The 16,979-nt window shown below is 59.6% G+C and carries 12 protein-coding genes and 1 pseudogene; 4 read left to right on the forward strand and 9 right to left on the reverse strand.

Translation table 11 applies throughout. The annotated features are described in order from the left end of the window. Positions 1–218 precede the first annotated feature (218 nt). Positions 219–1,316, forward strand: a complete 1,098-nt coding sequence (locus O7A05_RS26255; RefSeq protein ID WP_337095863.1) for a class I SAM-dependent methyltransferase — start codon at positions 219–221, stop codon at positions 1,314–1,316. A 205-nt stretch (positions 1,317–1,521) separates the two neighbouring features. Here the strand turns inward: O7A05_RS26255 and O7A05_RS26260 are convergent, their stop codons facing one another. From O7A05_RS26260 to O7A05_RS26290, 8 genes and pseudogenes are all read right to left on the reverse strand, one after another. Continuing rightward, positions 1,522–2,262, reverse strand: coding sequence for an acyltransferase family protein (locus O7A05_RS26260; RefSeq protein WP_337095864.1), 741 nt, complete (start codon positions 2,260–2,262; stop codon positions 1,522–1,524). Positions 2,263–2,314: 52 nt separating this feature from the next. Next, positions 2,315–2,539: pseudogene (locus O7A05_RS34505) on the reverse strand (hypothetical protein); the annotation flags it as partial. Positions 2,540–2,925: 386 nt separating this feature from the next. Then, positions 2,926–5,061 carry a GumC family protein gene (locus O7A05_RS26265; protein WP_337095865.1) on the reverse strand — a complete coding sequence of 712 codons (2,136 nt, stop codon included), beginning with the start codon at positions 5,059–5,061 and terminating at the stop codon, positions 2,926–2,928. A gap of 106 nt (positions 5,062–5,167) precedes the next feature. Then, positions 5,168–7,165 (reverse strand): asparagine synthase (glutamine-hydrolyzing), encoded by a 1,998-nt coding sequence (gene asnB / locus O7A05_RS26270; RefSeq protein WP_337095866.1) that lies wholly within the window; start codon positions 7,163–7,165, stop codon positions 5,168–5,170. Then, on the reverse strand, positions 7,165–8,433 hold the full coding sequence (locus O7A05_RS26275; protein WP_337095868.1) for an O-antigen ligase family protein: 1,269 nt from the start codon (positions 8,431–8,433) through the stop codon (positions 7,165–7,167). The genes asnB and O7A05_RS26275 overlap by 1 nt, the downstream gene beginning before the upstream one ends. Beyond that, positions 8,430–9,653, reverse strand: coding sequence for a glycosyltransferase (locus O7A05_RS26280; RefSeq protein WP_337095870.1), 1,224 nt, complete (start codon positions 9,651–9,653; stop codon positions 8,430–8,432). The genes O7A05_RS26275 and O7A05_RS26280 overlap by 4 nt, the downstream gene beginning before the upstream one ends. Positions 9,654–9,993: 340 nt before the next feature. Next, complete coding sequence (locus tag O7A05_RS26285) at positions 9,994–10,224, reverse strand: hypothetical protein (RefSeq protein ID WP_337095871.1); 231 nt, start codon at positions 10,222–10,224, stop codon at positions 9,994–9,996. Positions 10,225–10,507: 283 nt separating this feature from the next. Continuing rightward, a complete protein-coding gene (locus tag O7A05_RS26290) occupies positions 10,508–12,043 on the reverse strand; it encodes a calcium-binding protein (protein WP_337095872.1) in 1,536 nt (511 codons plus the stop codon). A 449-nt stretch (positions 12,044–12,492) separates the two neighbouring features. On the opposite strand from O7A05_RS26290, the gene O7A05_RS26295 reads away from it, so the two are divergent. Next, complete coding sequence (locus O7A05_RS26295) at positions 12,493–14,199, forward strand: type I secretion system permease/ATPase (protein WP_415927056.1); 1,707 nt, start codon at positions 12,493–12,495, stop codon at positions 14,197–14,199. Next, positions 14,192–15,565 carry an HlyD family type I secretion periplasmic adaptor subunit gene (locus O7A05_RS26300; RefSeq protein WP_337095874.1) on the forward strand — a complete coding sequence of 458 codons (1,374 nt, stop codon included), beginning with the start codon at positions 14,192–14,194 and terminating at the stop codon, positions 15,563–15,565. The genes O7A05_RS26295 and O7A05_RS26300 overlap by 8 nt, the downstream gene beginning before the upstream one ends. 573 nt (positions 15,566–16,138) lie before the next feature. Here O7A05_RS26300 and O7A05_RS26305 read toward each other — a convergent pair. Beyond that, positions 16,139–16,420, reverse strand: coding sequence for a hypothetical protein (locus O7A05_RS26305; RefSeq protein ID WP_337095875.1), 282 nt, complete (start codon positions 16,418–16,420; stop codon positions 16,139–16,141). A 60-nt stretch (positions 16,421–16,480) separates the two neighbouring features. On the opposite strand from O7A05_RS26305, the gene O7A05_RS26310 reads away from it, so the two are divergent. After that, a complete protein-coding gene (locus tag O7A05_RS26310) occupies positions 16,481–16,639 on the forward strand; it encodes a hypothetical protein (protein WP_337095876.1) in 159 nt (52 codons plus the stop codon). Positions 16,640–16,979: the final 340 nt, after the last annotated feature.

The raw sequence follows: 16,979 nt of genomic DNA on the forward strand, positions 1-16,979 counted from the left end.
GATCGCGAATTTGTGCTGTCCTGCCTGCCGTCGCAAGGCGCGGCTCTCAAACTCCGGCATTTGCCACGACAAAACGTGGCGGATTTATTGCGCGGCCGCTCCGCCGATGATCTCATTCAGATGGATGATGGTGGCGTTCGGTGCCCATCGTAAGCTGGCGCCAATTCCATTTTTTAATGCGGAATCGCAGCTTCGGTCAGGCTTTAGGGACAAGCGAAATGACCATTTGTCCGGCATGTTGCGGCACATCGACTGCGAAATTGTTCGAAGTGACAGCTGACGAAGCCTCTCGGCATTTCCTCAACCCGCACCAGGAACCCGATCGCTTTCGAAATCTGAAGAGCCACCTGTCGGATCTCTGGGGAAGCGATATATGCGATATCCGCAAATGCGCAGATTGCGGATTCGGTTTCGCAGATCCCTTCGTTGCAGGTGGCGCTGAATTCTACAATCTGGCCTGGGCGTATCCTTCCTATCCAACCATGAGATGGGAATATGCAAGAACCATCGAAGAACTCGCGGGCCTGCGGACTGATGGCAAAACGATCATCGACGTGGGTGCCGGCTTCGGGTATTTTCTCGATCGAGTCAAAAATAAATTCTTCAAAATTTCGGACATTTCCGCAGTCGATTATAACGAAACATCGCAGTCGATATTGTCGTCAAAGGGTTTCACGACGTTTTCGAGCGACATTCGTGGAGACAGCTTTGATCAGTTGGAGGAAGCATTCGACTTCATCTGCTTGTTTCAGGTGTTCGAGCACATGGACAAAGTGGACGACGTCTTCACTCGATTGAAATTCCTGCTTAAGCCACAAGGGTCTGTCTTCATTGCGGTGCCAAACGAAAATAGAACGTACTATATGGAGTCTCATGGATCCCTCATAGACATGCCCCCAAATCACATCGGCCGATGGACGAAGCAATCGTTCGATGCGATTTGTCGGCGACATGGCTTGCAACTGACCAAATGTGAGCGGGAACCGTTCGACCTGCTTAGTTTCCTCAAGCACGACATCGTGAACAGCTATCTGCGTAAGGGTGAAAAACCTGGCAGCTTGAGTGAGTTCGTCCGCGCCCTGCCGCGAAGCAAGGCTCAACGGATCGCGCAAGGCTTGACCGCTTTGGCGATTTCACCATCACGCCTGCCGGCATGGGCATATGCGGTTAGCAACGCGTCGACATTGGGCGGGAATGCACTCTGGGCGAGGATCGACAAAGTCTCCTCGCCGATCGACAAAGTCTCCTCGCCGAGCTACGGAGCCATCAAATCAGGCTGCAATGAACGGCCAGATCAATTCCAGGAAAGTGCGTAACGGTTTTCCGCCCGGAGTAGTTCGGGCAGTCGCTAAGCGGAGGGAGGCTGGCCCGCCCAGTTGTCGCGGCCGGCCGGCGGCACACGAACTAGAAAAACACCAACCGACCGGGGTCGTGTTGGCTATTTCTAATGCCGTTCGCCATGCGAGCGAGGGAACGCTGGGAAAATGGCCTTGTGCCGCTGGCGCGCACTGAACCGCAAAGTCAAAGATCTGCCGGGCGAAGCATCGAAGCCGACCGTATGCGTTCGAATTGGTTGTTGATGTAACGGCGCGCCGGTCGTTCGACAACAAAGTAACTCAACACCGACAGTGCGATGGCGGCTCCAAGACCGAGAAGCCTTCCAGCCATCCCCGGAAATTGAGCAAAGGGTTGCTGCCACAGATATATTGAGAAGGACAGCATCCCGACAGCTACGAGGGGTTTCGAACCGAGCAGGCGAAGGAAGTTGGCGGGGGCTTGCCCAAGGTAGACCAGGGCCAGGGCAAGAAGGGTACTTCCCATCCCGTATTTGAGAGGGTCGGGAACCAGTTCGAAGTTGAAAAAGACTGCGGTCACCCCAAGGGCAAGCGGCGCCCAGGATGGTACGTTATACGAACGGAACAGAAGATAGACAGCCGCGGCCATGAGGATGGAGGCCGCACGTACATCGGTGCGCCAGTAGACATCGTAGTAGCCCGCGCCAAGTAGCGTTCGGATAGCGCCATCGCTCCATGCGAGGACCGCAAGCGACAGGCACAGGATACCCCCGGTGAGCTGGGATCTGCGACTAATCGCGGCAATGGCTGCCAAGATGACGTAGGTGTGTTCCTCGACGCACAGCGACCATATGTGGTCGAGGAAGGTGATGCGCCCGGCTTGGAGCACATAGTAGTTGTAGGTAAACGTGGATGCACTGAGCAGATGTTGCCAGTCTGCGGACCAAAGGGCCGGCGCGAGCGACAACCGCCATCGCAGACAGGAACGCAAAGAGGGCGGGGTAGACACGTGCTACCCGCCGACCAAAGAATTTGGGCAAGGCCATCTGTCTCACAAACAGAATATCTGCCATCAGAAGACCACTGAGAGCGAAGAACATCTCCAGACCAAAGCGGCCAGGGTTAATAAACCGCGATGCGAGATAGTGATCTACCAGGACGCCCGTGATTGCGACGGCGCGCCAACCGTCCAGGTAGGACAAATGCGGCAGAACCTGTGTCGGGCCAGTTGCTTTATTGGACACGGCACCCCTCGCGTGTTGGCTGATATTGTTCTATCGGCTCTGTCTAAAGTCTCCGTCGTGCGAACGACGAAGTCGCTAGTGCCCAGATGTCGCCTTCCAGCGCAGAAGAAGTTTCGCGACAGAGCAATTGAAGAGCGCATCGCATTGCCCGCAACTTTGCTCGCCCAACCCGATCCGGGCTTCCAATCCCCGCCCTTCATTGTTGGACAGCGGCAAGAAGTCCGTTGGACGATGGGTTTACCCAACCCGGTGAGGTGTTCGACTGGATGAAGTCAACCGTGTAGCAGGGTGTTGAGGTCCATGGCGCCTACCAATCGAACGGACGGTATTCGACAAAGACTTGGCGATACTCTCGTCGTCATTGCCAGAGCACGAGCCCGCGGTCCTCAAGTCACGCTCTCGCGCAGGAGGTCGGCGCTGTCCCCGAGCCGATATCCGGCATGCTTTCTGAGATTCACCCGCGTAAGAACGCTCCCGACGGGCACCGGAGCAGAATCTTCGCCCTGAAGCAGTTCCAGCACACCGCGAGCGACATGGCGTCGCGTCTTCGCCCACCGGACGGCGAAAAGCACCACGTCCGCCCATTCGGTGAGGAATCTGGCTTCCGGCCTCCCAAGCCCCGATGGCCCATTTAAGATAACGACGCTATAAACCGAGTGTAGATCCTCCATCACTTCGGACCCGTTCCCGCGGGACAGCAGGGTCAGCAGATCCTCCGAAGGGCCGAGGGTCATCAGGTCGATGCCGACTTCAGGCATGCCAGTGACAGCATCTCTCAAGGTACACCGATCACAAACATAGTCCGCGAAAGAATGGCGAGCCTTAGGTCCACCATACTGGTTCAGAAACTCAAGAGTGAGCCGGGCGGCCTTGGGTTCAAGATCGACCACAAGGACTCGGCCGCCCAGGCGCGTCGCAACCAATGCCAAGCTCCATGCGAGCTCAGTCGCCCCATCCTCGGGCGTGCTGGATGTCACAAGCATGATCTGCGAGGAGCGAGCGCTCAGTCGACTTGGCGTTGCCGCGACAAGCAGCGACGTCACGGCGCGGCTGTATCCGGACTCCTGCTGGCCTAGCACCAACTGCTTCAGTCGCTTGGCGTGCGTGGTGGCAGCCTGAGGTATGAGCGCCAGGCACGGGACCCCAAGCGCTGCTTCAGCTTCAGCCTCGCCGCGCAAAGTGCGATCGAAGTGTCGGCGCAGGAGTACGAGAATTCCTCCAATCAGGCCGAACATAATCATGCCCGGCGGAACGAGGAAAATCGGCGCAAGGGTCGTTGGATTGGCAGGCGGCCACGCCGCGGAAAGAATTCCGACTCCGGGGTTGGGATTTGCGATCTGCCGCTTCAAATCCTGTTGGCGGGCCAAGAGGTCGTTATATCGCTGCGTCAGGATGCTCACCTGCGGCTCGAGCGCGCGCAATCCGGAGAGCCGACCGGCTGTATCGGCCACAACCGCATCGAGAACTTTCTTGCGATCTTCCAGAGCCCCGATCTGAGCGCGATAAATGTCGACCTCAGCGGCAACACGAGCGAGAGCTTGCTCTACAGCACTGTCAATCGCTTTGCTCAGGCCCTTATCTGCCGGCGCGGCGGCTTGGCGAGCCGCAAGGTCGGCCAACTCGGGCGTACCGATCGCTTGGGCCAGCGATGCGAACGGTGCGTTCTGCTTACGGAGGTCCTGAATGCGCTGAAGGCGGGATTCCTGCGCGGCGAGGTCAGCCTTGGACATCGATATCTGCTGAGTGAGTTCGGCTGTCTCCTTGGCCGCGTTGTCCGCCGCACCTTGATCTACTGCGCCATGGCTCAGCCGATACCTTTCCAGCCGATCCGTCGCTTCTGCGAGGCTGTCTCGTATAGTCGGCAGCGTGGCAACTATCGAGTCGAGTTCCTGTTCGTCCGAAGCCTGATTTCTCCTTGCAAGATCGCCAATATATACTTGGACAAACGTATTGGCCACAAGAGCGGCTCGCGTCGGATCCTTGTCGGTAAAGCCGACACTGATAACTCTGGACCTCAGTTCCTGCCCAATCCTTATGCCCTCGCGCAGCACCTTTAGTTCAGCCGCATCTGGCTCCGCCGGCGTGCTTCGCGGCCAGATTTTTTCCAGCAGACCATCTAGAACCGAGGGCGATTTCGGTGGCTCGACGCGACCAGGATTGGGAGAAGAGGTTGCGGTCGCGACATCGGCTCGCTTTGTACCGTCGGCGGCTCCGGCAACATTGGCGGCATCTATTTTGCGCAACGCCGCCACCACGCTTCGCAGATGGCTCTGCGACGAGAGCATGGTTATATGGTCGTCAATGCTGGATTCCAGCAAATCCTGGGTGGAACTCAAGCCGCCGGCCGGAGTCGCCCTGCTCGGCGCATCAACGAGCACCTGTGTAGTGGCCTCGTATAGGGTGGGTCGCGCAAGACCCAAAAGCGCGGCAAGGATGCCGCCTGCGACGACCATGGCAAGCAGGAACCATTTTTTTCGTTGGAGGGTAATGAGGAGCTGATGGAGCGGCGTTTGCGTGTCCATCTGCTCTCCCAACGGCCGTCTCATGCGAGGGTTGATCTCGCGTACGGACGGAGGCGCTTCGGTAGCATGCGGAAGATGGATGCGGCTAACCTTGGAACCTTCCATCTTATACTCCTGTAAGTTCGGGCACTTGAGAAAGCCCCGCTTCCAACACCGGCGACCTGCTCGCCTCTTCGTGCCAAGCCTGAAACATGAGCGCCGGCCACAATTCGCGCGAATGGTCGTGCTTGCCGTCGACGTGGTCGCGCCAGCACGCATCCACCTTCGCAAGATCGAATATCCGGTCTCCGGAATTGCGCATGCCGGCGATAAGTTCGGTGGCCCAAATGCGCAGCGGACCTCTCAGCCAGACCGCTATGGGCACATCGAAACCTTGCTTTGGTCTGTCGATCAGCCGCTCCGGAAGATAGCGATGCAGCAGGTGACGAAGGATCCACTTACCGCCACCATTGCGAACCTTCACATTGGAGGGAAGGCGCCAGGCAAATTCGACAACCCGATGATCGAGCAGTGGGCATCGTCCCTCGAGGCCATTGGCCATAGTGGCGCGATCCAGCTTCACCAGTATGTCGCCGGGCAGGTAACCCGCCATGTCGTCGTACAAGAGACGCGACAGCAACCCGTCGAGCTGCGGCGCACCATCGCTCGATGTGGGGAGCTTCTGCCGGGCGAGGTTTTCGACCGCAGATCCCTTCAGCCTCTGATACAACTCGTCTTCACTGGTTGCGGCGAGCAGCGGAGCAAGCCGATCAAGCCGGTCGCCGCGTAGCGCATGCCGTACACTCGCCGAAAGCGGCAGGTTTCCAACGATCTCGTGACGGACCGCGCGAGCAAGCAACCCTGCCCCGGCCGCCAACGCCCGGCGCAATTGTATGGGCAGCCCCTGGTGCCGCTTCAGCCTCTCCGCCATGAAATGGCGGCCATATCCCGCGAAACATTCATCGCCGCCGTCACCCGACAGCGCCACGGTTACATGCTGGCGGGCCAGCCGCGCCACCAGCAGCGTTGGAATCTGCGATTCGTCGGCGAAAGGCTCGTCCCAGATACGCGGCAATTCTGGAATGACCTCGCGTGCGGCGGTCGGTGAAAGGTGAAGTTCGGTGTGATCGGTTCCCAGGTGCCGTGCTACTTCGGCCGCATAAGGGGCCTCGTCGAAGCCGCCCTCCGCAAAGGCCACCGTGAATGTGCGCACCGGACTTCTGGATTGAGCCTGCATCAGCGCCACGACCGTAGAGCTGTCGATCCCACCCGACAGAAAGCCGCCCAATGGCACGTCAGCGATCATCCGTTCGCGAACGGCGAGCCGAAGCAGGTTGTCCAGTTCGTCGGTCAGATCCTCGTCGCTGCCGGCGATCTGGTTCTCACGGCCTTTGGCGGCGACGTCGGCCAGCGACCACCACGGTTTAACCCGGCGGCGAAGAGCGTCGGCGCCACCCGCTTCGGCCAAATCGGTGGGTCTGACGGAGAGCAGGGAACCGGGCGGCAGCTTGAACACACCCTGCCAGATGCATCTATGGTCCGGTACCCACCCTCTCGAAAGCATGGCAGCGGTCGCATCCAGGTCGAGTTCGGCGGAGAAGCCCGGAAAGCACCGGATTGCCTTCAGCTCGGACGCAAAGACCAGAGCATGCCCGACCAATGCCACATAAAGCGGCTTTTTGCCCATTCGATCCCGTGCGAGATGAAGGGTTCTGGTCTTCAGGTCCCACAACGCAAACGCAAACATGCCCGCAAAGCGCTTAAGGGCGGCCTCGATGCCCCAAGCCTCGATCGCACACAGCATGACTTCCGTGTCGCCGGTGCCGCGAAACTGATGCCCGGCGTCCTCAAGTTCGCGCCGCAGGTCCCTGAAATTGTAAATCTCGCCGTTGAAGGTGGTCACATACCGGCCGCTGGCGGAACGCATAGGCTGACGTCCCGTCGCCGAGAGGTCGACGATCGCCAGTCGCCGATGGCCCAGCGCAATGCCCGCTTCACGATCTGTCCAGAGCCCTTCGCCGTCGGGCCCACGGTGCCGAAGCGCCGACGTCAACTGGCTTATTGTCTCGAGCGGCTTCGTGTTCGCGGCGGCGGTAGCGAGGAGAATTCCAGCGATCCCACACATTACACAACCCTTATAGGCTCGAACCTCGGAGCGAACTCGCGAGGCCTGCCCGCAACAAGGCATAAGGTCAGCGCAAACCACACGATCGGGTGGCGGATGATCAGGTGCGGCATGCTGAAGATGACGATCGACACCATGAGCGCCAACAGCGCGTCCAGCTTCGCGCGCCACGCCGACATGATGGCGGTGCCAACGAGCCAGGCCAGCGCCAGAACCGAGATGACACCACCTTGAGTGTACAGATCGAGTATCGTGTTGTGGGCCTCAAAGGGTCGGGTCAGAAAATCAAACTGCCTCTGCCAGGTTGGGGGGCGGTTGACATGCGGGCCCGGGCCGAGACCCATCGATCCTGATTGCGCGCCTTCCTCCAACGCCGCGCCCCAAAGATACAGGCGGAGTTCGGCGGTTTCGGCTGTCGCTTCGCCGCCATTGTCCTTGGTCAGGCTCTTGGCGAAGTTTTCGAGGGTGTTCGCCTCCGACAGAATGTAGGGAGTGATCGAGACCGCCATCGGTAAACTGCCGATGAGCAATAGAAGGACCGCTTGCCGTGAAAGGCTGACTTTATTGCCAGATGTCTTGAGCCATGTCCTGATTCTCAGCCCGAGGAATGTCAGGTAAGTCAGGATGCTGGTATACAAATAGGCATCACTCTTCGTCAGCCTTCCCACATAGAAGGTGAAGAACACGCTGGCGATGCCAAGGAACCTAGCCCAACCATTGCTAGTGGTCGTCGCGAGATGCAAAGCCAGCGTGCCATAGATCGCGCAGTAGAGTGCGAGTTGATTTGGATTTTCCGACCAGCCGCGAAAGCGGTCCCAGTACCATAACTCGACATTAGCCGGGGGGAACCACCCCCAGCCCTGAGCCACCTGAATGGCAAGTGTCGCATTCGCGATTGCGATCACCCACCACGCGCTGCGACGCAAATGGCGACCGGCGTCGGGCTCTGCGGCAGCAAGGCATGTAATGCAGGCCAACAGAAGATACGCTTCGGTATCGTGTACCAGTCCGGTCGAGTATAGGATCGAGGTGAAATAGGCGACGACGGTGCCGAAAGCCAAAGCGACTGTCATCACCAGCCAGAAGCCGGCGAGTTTGGTCAGGGCAGGTGTAAGTACGGCACGACCTCCGGCGAGTATCCGTCCGATCGACAGCAGGATCCAGAGGACCAGAAACAGTTCGCCATAGCCGAAGGACGAGCCCGGAAGGCTGAGCTGCGTCGCGCCGGCCATCACGGCGCCAAGGGCAAGGAGCATGTCCCGGGTCATCCGTGCAGTCCACCCAGCCGGCGATCCGCGAGGTCGCGCCTAGGCGCGGTCGCGGATCGCGACCGGACGGCCCCCCCTTGGGATCTGGCGTTGATGGTTTTGTCGTATAGGTCGCAGTACTGGTCGACTATCAACGGCAACGCAAAGCGCTCCCGAACAACTGCGGCGGAGCGGCTGCCCAGAGTCGCTGCAAGGGGTCGATCCGACAGCAGCTCGATTATGCGATCCGCGAGCGCATCGGGGTCGCGCGGCGCGACAAGGTAGCCGTTCCATCCGTCTTCGATGAAATCGCTGCAACCGGGCATTCTGGAGGCAACTGTCGGCAATCCCGCGAGGCCCGCTTCCAGCAACACACGCGGAATTCCCTCGCGGTATTCGGTTGGGAAGGCGAATATGTCAGCCATGCCCAGAAGAGCAGGAACGTCCTGCCGTTTGCCCAGCACGACCACGTGAGACGCGAAGCGCTCAAATTCCGATGCTTCGACGGCGAATGGGCCTTCGGACTGCCACGGACCCACAAAGACGAAGCGTGCATCTGGTCTTTTGGCGAGAACTTTTGGAATCGCCGCGAGGAGGGTCGGTATGCCTTTTTGACGAGTCAACCGGCCGACAAACATGACGACTTCAGCCGACTGCAGCCCGAATTCCTGGCGCAACCTTGCTGCCGATGGACCAAGCCGTCTCGCGGCGGCGAATGCGCCGATGTCGATACCGGAACCGCCGATAAGAAGACTGTCCCCTCGTCCGATCAGCCGATAGCGTTCAAAAAATGTTCGGTCGTCGCGGTTTTGGAAGACCGTCGCAGCAGTCCAGAAGGACGCAAGCCATTGCAGGCCGCAAAAGACCGGACGAAGAGCCAAGGCGCGCGGCTGGAGTGATGAGAACGTCCAGCCCAAACCGTTGATGGTGCGCACGACCGGTGCCTGTCCACGCACCGCCAGCGGGGTCAAGAGATTGGGCTTCGTATCGAAACTCTGGACAATGTCCGGACGCAGTTCCGATATCAGGCTTCGAAGTGTTCTGACCGTGCCAGCATTGCCGCCGCCGGTGGCAAAGCGGTCAAACCTATAGCTCCGGTGCGCTATGCCGTGGCGCAGGAATGGAGCTTCCTCGCCGCTCGAGACGGCCGTGACCCGAAAGCCCCTCTCGCGCATCTCCATGAGAAACGGAATTCTAAGCGCGTGATCCTCGCCACCGACGCAGACTAGGTGGGGCTTCATTTTGCCACCCCTCCCAAAAAGCTGCGGTCCGCCGGCCCAAAGTGGCTGGAACTTGGATAGTCTCTCATGGCCCGCTGTCTTTGCGAGGAATGCGTTCAATCGGTCATGAAAGCTACGGGCGGGTCCTAAGCTTGTCCTCGTCCGTTCGAATGACAGAACCAGTCGGTCCGCCGCAGTGGGCAACGGGTGTCGGAAACCGATGCGGGTTCGGCGAGAACGCCCAGGCGGTTTACTGCTGGCTGGAGGAGAGACTTCTCGCTATCGAGCGCGGCATTGAGCCACAGCGTGGCTCCTGACAGGAAGCTGATCTCCAACACGATGCCGGCGGGACGCCGCGGCTCTATGATGGCCCAGTTCGCGATGCAAGCTGCGGTCGTTCAATGACGGTGTATTCATACGCCCGGTGCCGCCGGTCTTCTTCAAAGACGCGTATCCATCGGACTTCGGAATTTCGCAGCGTGATGTCCCGATTGGTTGCGAGCTTTGCGGCCCGGAAGGGCGTTGGCGCAACAATCTTGTGAGAGACGATCACCTTTCCGGCGAAAATCTCCTCGACCTCGTAGCTCGGCATGCCATCCTCCCGCGCCCTTATCTCAGGCCAACCAATCAAACCTCGATCGCGGAGAAATGTTCCCACAAATTCGAGATAAAGGCGAGAGCTAACGACCGGCACACGCGAGAGTTGATTGAGTTCGGCAGCAGATTTGATGCCAGGAGCGGCAACTGAGGACCGCAGAGGAGAGGCCAATGGGGCCGGCCCTGATTGATTTTGCGAACCTATCCACCGGCACCAGGCCGGTTTTCACGGCCAGACCGATAGGAGCCTCGGGCGCTCCTATCGGTAAGGCGCCTTGTCAGACTACAAGAAAGGAGTGTTCACCCAGGTGGAGATGCGGAGCCAGACTCGCAAATTGAGTCTGCGCATGGCCGCCAGCTCCATCGCTGTCGAAGGAAAGCGCTCCTGTCGCGCTGTTGTAGATGATGTGATCGCTCGCATCATGTGCGCTGCGGCCGATGTGGAAATCGCCGGCTGCAAGCGCGCCCTTCTGAAGCCCGGCGAATATGCCGTGGTCGAGATTGATCTTGTCTCGGGAGACGTCGAAATCGGCGATCCTGTCGATATTGTACTTTCCAAGCGCCGTGTTGAACACGAAGGCATCGTGTCCGCCATAACCCTTCAACAGGTCTGATCCGCCGCCGCCATTTATCTTGTTGTCACCGTTGTTGCCGATGATCGTCTGGCCGAACTCGTTGCCGGTCAGATTGAGGGCGGTTTTGCCTGCCGTGTTGGAGGTGGAGAGTCGCTCGACATGCGAGCCGGCGGACAGGGCATAGCTGACCGAGGCCATCACTTTATCAAAGCCGCCAGTGGCTGCTTCCATTATTTTGTCATGTGCATTGTTGACGTGATAGGTGTTGTTGCCCTTGCCACCCTGGATCACATGATCGTTGTGAGAAGGGTCTGTGCTTGTTGGCGGCGTCGCACCGGATGTCGTGGGCGTCGGGCTGGATGTCGGGGGCGTCGGGCTGGATGTCGGCGGCGTCGCGCTGGAAGTCGGCGGCATCGGTTCGGAGGCTGGCGGTGTCGGCTCGGAAGTTGTCGGCGGTGTCGGCTCAGTGGTCGCGGGCGGCGTCGACGAAGTCGAGCTGGTGTTGTGCTCGCGGAAGATTGCCTGCAACTCCGTAGAGTTCTCAAGCGCGGTGTCGCCGTTCTGTGCACCCCATGCATAGGTATAGTCGAACGCCGGCGATGGGACCAGCTTGGCCCAGTGATCAAACACTGCCTTCGCCTGCTCAGCGGTCGGGACAGCGAAGGCGGAGCCGCTTTCGCTTACCCAGTTTCCACCGCCGAAAGCCTGGAATTCCGGGACGATACGGTCAGCCGGAATGCCCGCTGCAACCGCGGCCGCAACCAAGCGATCGATCTGGGAGTAGTCAGGAGCACTTCCCGTATCGGAATGGATCACATAGGCACCCATCCCGTAATAATCGATGCCCGTGTTCGCCGGATTGTAAGAGTTGGCGAAGCTCGGATTGGCGTTGGACCCCATGTTCATCATCGAGATAAAGGTCTTTGCGCCCGGGAAGTGAGAATGAATCCAATCGGATTCGGCCTTCAGATTTGCCGCGGTCGTCAGCGGATGCCAGTGACCGGTCGGGTCGGGCTCGTCGCAGAGGTAGAATCCGAACACCTTTGGATTGTTTAGGAAGGGGGTGACTTTATCAATGAAGGACGAGGTGGCGCCATCATGAGCGTCGAGATACACCAAGGCCTTCATTCCGTCAGGCAGCGCGTTTACCTGCGAAACATATTGAACATCGACGAGATTGAATCCTGCAGCTGCCACGTCGGCGGTAGATCCACCCGCAGCATAATGGAGAGTTGCCATAGGCGCTCCTTCTTTCTTTTGATTCGGTGAGCCCCCCGGCGCCGCCTGAGTAGACGAAAGTTATATTAGAAAAAAATCACATACATATTTCGCCAGTCAAAATAATTGATCGCGTCCAGTCCTTCTTAGATGTCCTGGAGAAAAAACTCAGCGTTTTCAGTCCGGTCGCGCTTCGTTAGTCGACGTATCAGGCAGCGTGTCTCCCGCTATTATCCCCAATTTTCACCGATTCAGCCGCTCCCATTTTGGGACAGGTCACGATTTCGCTTCATTTCGATTAAAGTAGGCTACATTAGTGACGCCTCACGTCCGGCAATCGCTCGGACCTGACATATCCATGCAGTCTGGGTTCCCATATCGGGCAGGGCCAACAAAGCCGCGCGGTTATCCGCGTGAATCGGAAGGCTATGAAGACAAAGCAAGAAATTTCCTCCCTTTTACGGATCGCAATGTCGGACTGCGCTCAGGGCTTGTTTGGCGTTGGGCTTTTTTCAGCGGTGACGAACCTGCTGGCGCTGACTGGGTCTCTCTATATGCTCCAGGTCTACGATCGGGTGCTGCCCTCCCAGAGTGTTCCGACCCTGGTCGGGTTGACGATTGGAATGCTGGGCCTTTACGCAGCCTACGGGCTGCTCGATTTCGTGCGGCTTCGTCTCTTGGTCCGCATTGCCAGCCGGCTCTACAGAAACCTGCACCAAAGGGCATTCGCGATATCGATGCTTCTGCCGCTCAACGCCGGACGGGAGGCGGACAGGCTCAATCCGTTGCGGGATCTTGATCACCTGCGTGGCTTTCTCTCGGGATCCGGGCCGACCGTCATATTCGATGCGCCTTGGATTCCTTTCTATCTGCTGATCATCTATCTGTTGCACCCGTCGCTTGGCGTGCTGGCGACGATCGGCGCGCTTGTCGTGGTGGCGCTGACCGCGGTCGCGGAGATCTTCGGTCGCGGGCCTGCCAGACTGACATCCGAAGCCATGATCTCGCAGCGCGCCCTTGCCGAGTCCGGCCGCCGCAATGCGGAGGTCGTCCACGCGATGGGCCTCTCTTCCAGACTGGCCGGGCGCTGGAGCGACATCGTTCATAGCTACCTGACGCATCAGGAGCGGCTCTCCGACATCATAGGAGGGACCGGTTCATTGTCGAAAGCGCTGAGGATGGCGCTGCAGTCCTCAGTGCTGGGCCTCGGCGCTTATCTGGTCATCGGCGGCGAAGCGTCCCCCGGTGTGATCATCGCATCGTCGATATTGCTGGGTCGCGCGCTTGCTCCGGTCGATGCGGCGATCGCAAACTGGAAGGGCTTTCTGGCGACGCGGCACAGCTATTTCCAACTCAAGTCGATGTTGAACTCGTTCGAAGACCCGATCGAACCCTTGGAATTGCCCCGGCCGCAAACGCGGCTGACCGTCGAGACGTTGACCGTAGCGCCGCCCGGCATGCCAAAGCCGACCGTGCTCGACGTAAGTTTCCAACTGTCCCGCGGCGCGGGCATGGCCATCGTGGGCCCGAGCGGTTCCGGGAAGACGACGCTCGTGCGTGCCCTGGTCGGAGCCTGGAGGCCGCTCAACGGCAAGGTAAGGCTGGACGGGGCCCCTCTCGATCAGTGGGACCCGCATTCGCTCGGCGCTCATATCGGCTATCTGCCGCAGGACGTTGAGCTTTTCGATGGTACCGTGGCGGACAACATCTCGAGGTTCGGCGGCACGAGCGATCCCAAAGGCGTGCTCGCAGCCGCCAGGGCCGCGGGCGTCTACTCGATGATCATGCATCTGCCGGAGGGTTTCCAAACCCGCATCGGCGAGGGAGGCAGAGCCTTGTCGGCAGGCCAAAGACAATTGATCGGCCTCGCCAGGGCGCTCTATGGCGAGCCGTTCCTGGTCGTTCTGGACGAGCCTAACTCCAATCTCGATGTCGAAGGTGACGCAGCACTTGCCGGAGCGGTTCTGGCCGTGCGTCAACGCGGAGGGATCGTGATCGTTGTCGCGCACCGGCCGTCCGCTCTCACCAATATTGATCAGGTTCTGGTGCTGGCCAACGGCATGGTCCGCTCATTTGGCTCCCGCGAGGAGGTCTTGGCGAGCATGGCGCGCCCCCCCGCTCCCGCCACCCACCGTCCGATCATTCCGACCCAACGAGGCGTGACCGGCCATGCGTGACGTCTTGCCTCGCGTTTTTGCGGACCTGCGGTCCTATGCCGGCTTCGGTGCTGCTTCGCGCTCCGCAGGCGCGAACGTGTTCAAGCCGCCCGGCAGCCTCGGCCCAAGCTTGGCTCTTGGCCTGGGGGTGACTTGCCTGCTGGTGGTTGGCGGAGGGCTGTGGCTCGGCTTGACGGAGATTGCCGGTGCCGTGATCGCCCCCGCGACCGTTGTGGTTGAAAGCAACACCAAGAAGGTGCAGCACCAGGCCGGCGGCACGATCAGCGGCATCTTTGCACAGGATGGCGATCATGTCCGGGCGGGCGACGTATTGGTCAGGCTGGATGATACGCTGACAAGCACAAACCTTCAGATCATCAGCGAGGATTTCGATCGCGCCACAGCGCGGCTTGCCCGTCTGGAGGCGGAGCGTCAGGGGCTGACGACGATGCAGCTTCCAGCCGCTCTTCAAGCGGAGATGAACAAGCCAAGCGTGGTGGCGCTGGTCAATGGCGAGCGCGCCTTGCTCGATACGCGGGCTTCGGAATTGGCCGGCCAAAAAACGCTTCTTCGCAGCCAGACCGAACAGATCCAGCGACAGCTCGAAGGCCTGAAGGCCCAGCAGGCCGCGATGGACGAATCCGCGGCTTTGCTAGGCCGCGATCTCACCGATGTGGACGCTCTCTACTCCAAGAAACTGGTTTCGAAAGAGAGGCTCAGCAACGTCAGGCTGGACGCGACACGCGCCAAAGGGGAGTCCGGGCGGCTGGCGGCGGCCGTGGCGGAAGCGCAGGTCAAGATCACCGAAACCGAGTTGCAGGTTCTGCAGCTTGACGAGCAAAGGCGCAGCGAAGTGACCAAGGAGCTGCGCGAAACGGAAGCCAAACGGACCGAGCTCGCCGAACGCAAGATCGTGGCTCAGGACGAGCTGACCAAAACTGAAATCCGCGCCCCGCAATCGGGAACGATACAGCAATCCACCGTCCACACGATTGGCGGTGTGATCGCTCCAGGGGAATTGCTCATGACGATCGTCCCCGATACGGACAATCTTGTCGTGGACGCGCTCATTCCTCCGGCGCGGGTGGATGACATTCAGCCAGGTCAGCCGGTCTCAATCCGTTTTCCGGCATTCGATGCGGGCACGACACCCGCCTGCCAGGGCGCGGTGAAATGGATTTCCGCAGACCTGATCAAGGACCCGCAGCGCCAGCTCTCCTATTTCTCGGCACGCATCAGCGTCGATAACAAGACGAGCTGCCTGAGGGATGCGAAGGTGCTCAAGCCCGGCATGCCGGCCGAGGTTCACATAAGCACTGGCCAGCGCAGTGTCTGGTCTTATCTGCTGAAGCCGCTCACCGACCAAATGTCTCGCGCTTTCCGGTAGGTAAACACAGGGTCCAATCCGGCGCTTCCGCCGCCGCCACTCCTTATATCTGCGCGTCTTAAAGCGCGTCGCGCTGAAACGGATTCAGGCGACGTGCTTTAAGTCTTTGTTTTTGATGCAAGTCGTTGTCGCAGAACCGCCGCACACTTCTGGGCACATGCATTACCTTCCGAAAAACGCGGAGGCGTGCCCGCCCGACCGCACGTCCTTAGGCCGCCGGCGTCCTTCGTTCGCATGGCAAAAAAATCAGCAAGAGCTGATATGTCTTGGTTCAGCCGGCGCCATGTTTTCGTTCCAGCCCCCACCGGTTAGGCCCGGCGCATTGGCGACTCGAGCCGCCAGAGTTCCGGGCCGCTCCGGTGCAGAACCGCCGAGCGATGAAACAGGCGGTCGGGCTGAATGGATAGAAATCCCATTATCGGCGCGTTATCGGCGCCGGAAAACTCCGCTGATCAATCGGAAGTGAGCCGCGGCACCTTGATCCTCGGCATGGCCTCGCGGTTCTTTTCGACGCCTTGGCTCACCGTCCATTGACCCGTACGCCACGGTTGCGCCTGAAGAGGTTGAAGCCCGCTATGGCTGGAGCAGAACGCCACCATATTGCGCCCAAAGGTGCTCGCAGTCCCACACCCTCAAACTTGGCGTTCCTGGTTCGCCATATAAGACCATTGCATTGCGAACATCGTATCCAAGCACTGACGCATTGGCGACGAACTGTATGGCTCGTCCTAGGCTGATGGCGCTGATCCGGGTTTCGATTTTGTTGTTGAGATCGATGATGCCGAAAACCTCCGCGCCTGCACCTCTGCCGGCCAAAACAGCCGTTGAGATCGCATCGTCCAAGGCAAGGAGCATCGCGCAGTTCCCCGTAACCAACCCGTTCTAACTTCGAGACGCGAAATTTGTTGCGCGTCGATGACAAAAATCTTCAACCGTCGTTCAAGCCGCGGCCAGACCGCCGCAAGCGCTCCCACTCACCACTTCACGCTGAAGCCGAGCTTCGCGTCGATCGAGCGGCTGTCGCTGAAGTCTTTCAGGCTGGACTTGGCGAAGGCCTCGCCGAAGACGGTGTAATGGTCATCGGCCCAGGAAAGCGTGCCGCCGACCCCAGGCCGCGCCAGAGCGGCTGGTCCTGCTCGTGCAGCGCCGTGCCCGAAACGTCGACGTCGTTGCCGTCGAGGAAGTCGTAATAGAGATTCGCGATGCCATAGAGATGCGGGCGGCTGACCTTGCCTTGAGCGCCCGTCCACGCATCCTCATAATCGAGCGACAGGCCGTCGCGGCCGATCAGGACATCGCTGCCAGTCAGCGACCGTCGAACGGATCGGTGGAGCTAAAGATCAGAAGCTCTCGCGGATGGCTCCGTATCGCTCGGCCCTACCTTTTGAAGGGCGATTTAGCCATTAAAGCTACC

Origin of the sequence: Mesorhizobium argentiipisi (SeqCode), assembly GCF_037179585.1 — a bacterium.
Taxonomy (GTDB): domain Bacteria; phylum Pseudomonadota; class Alphaproteobacteria; order Rhizobiales; family Rhizobiaceae; genus Mesorhizobium; species Mesorhizobium argentiipisi.

Coding starts and splice junctions, on each gene's coding strand:
- O7A05_RS26255 (WP_337095863.1), top strand. CDS start 219: ATGACCATTTGTCCGGCATGTTGCGGCACATCGACTGCGAAATTGTTC.
- O7A05_RS26265 (WP_337095865.1), bottom strand. CDS start 5,061: ATGGACACGCAAACGCCGCTCCATCAGCTCCTCATTACCCTCCAACGA.
- asnB (WP_337095866.1), bottom strand. CDS start 7,165: ATGTGTGGGATCGCTGGAATTCTCCTCGCTACCGCCGCCGCGAACACG.
- O7A05_RS26275 (WP_337095868.1), bottom strand. CDS start 8,433: ATGACCCGGGACATGCTCCTTGCCCTTGGCGCCGTGATGGCCGGCGCG.
- O7A05_RS26280 (WP_337095870.1), bottom strand. CDS start 9,653: ATGAAGCCCCACCTAGTCTGCGTCGGTGGCGAGGATCACGCGCTTAGA.
- O7A05_RS26285 (WP_337095871.1), bottom strand. CDS start 10,224: ATGCCGAGCTACGAGGTCGAGGAGATTTTCGCCGGAAAGGTGATCGTC.
- O7A05_RS26290 (WP_337095872.1), bottom strand. CDS start 12,043: ATGGCAACTCTCCATTATGCTGCGGGTGGATCTACCGCCGACGTGGCA.
- O7A05_RS26295 (WP_415927056.1), top strand. CDS start 12,493: ATGTCGGACTGCGCTCAGGGCTTGTTTGGCGTTGGGCTTTTTTCAGCG.
- O7A05_RS26300 (WP_337095874.1), top strand. CDS start 14,192: ATGCGTGACGTCTTGCCTCGCGTTTTTGCGGACCTGCGGTCCTATGCC.
- O7A05_RS26305 (WP_337095875.1), bottom strand. CDS start 16,420: ATGCTCCTTGCCTTGGACGATGCGATCTCAACGGCTGTTTTGGCCGGC.
- O7A05_RS26310 (WP_337095876.1), top strand. CDS start 16,481: ATGACAAAAATCTTCAACCGTCGTTCAAGCCGCGGCCAGACCGCCGCA.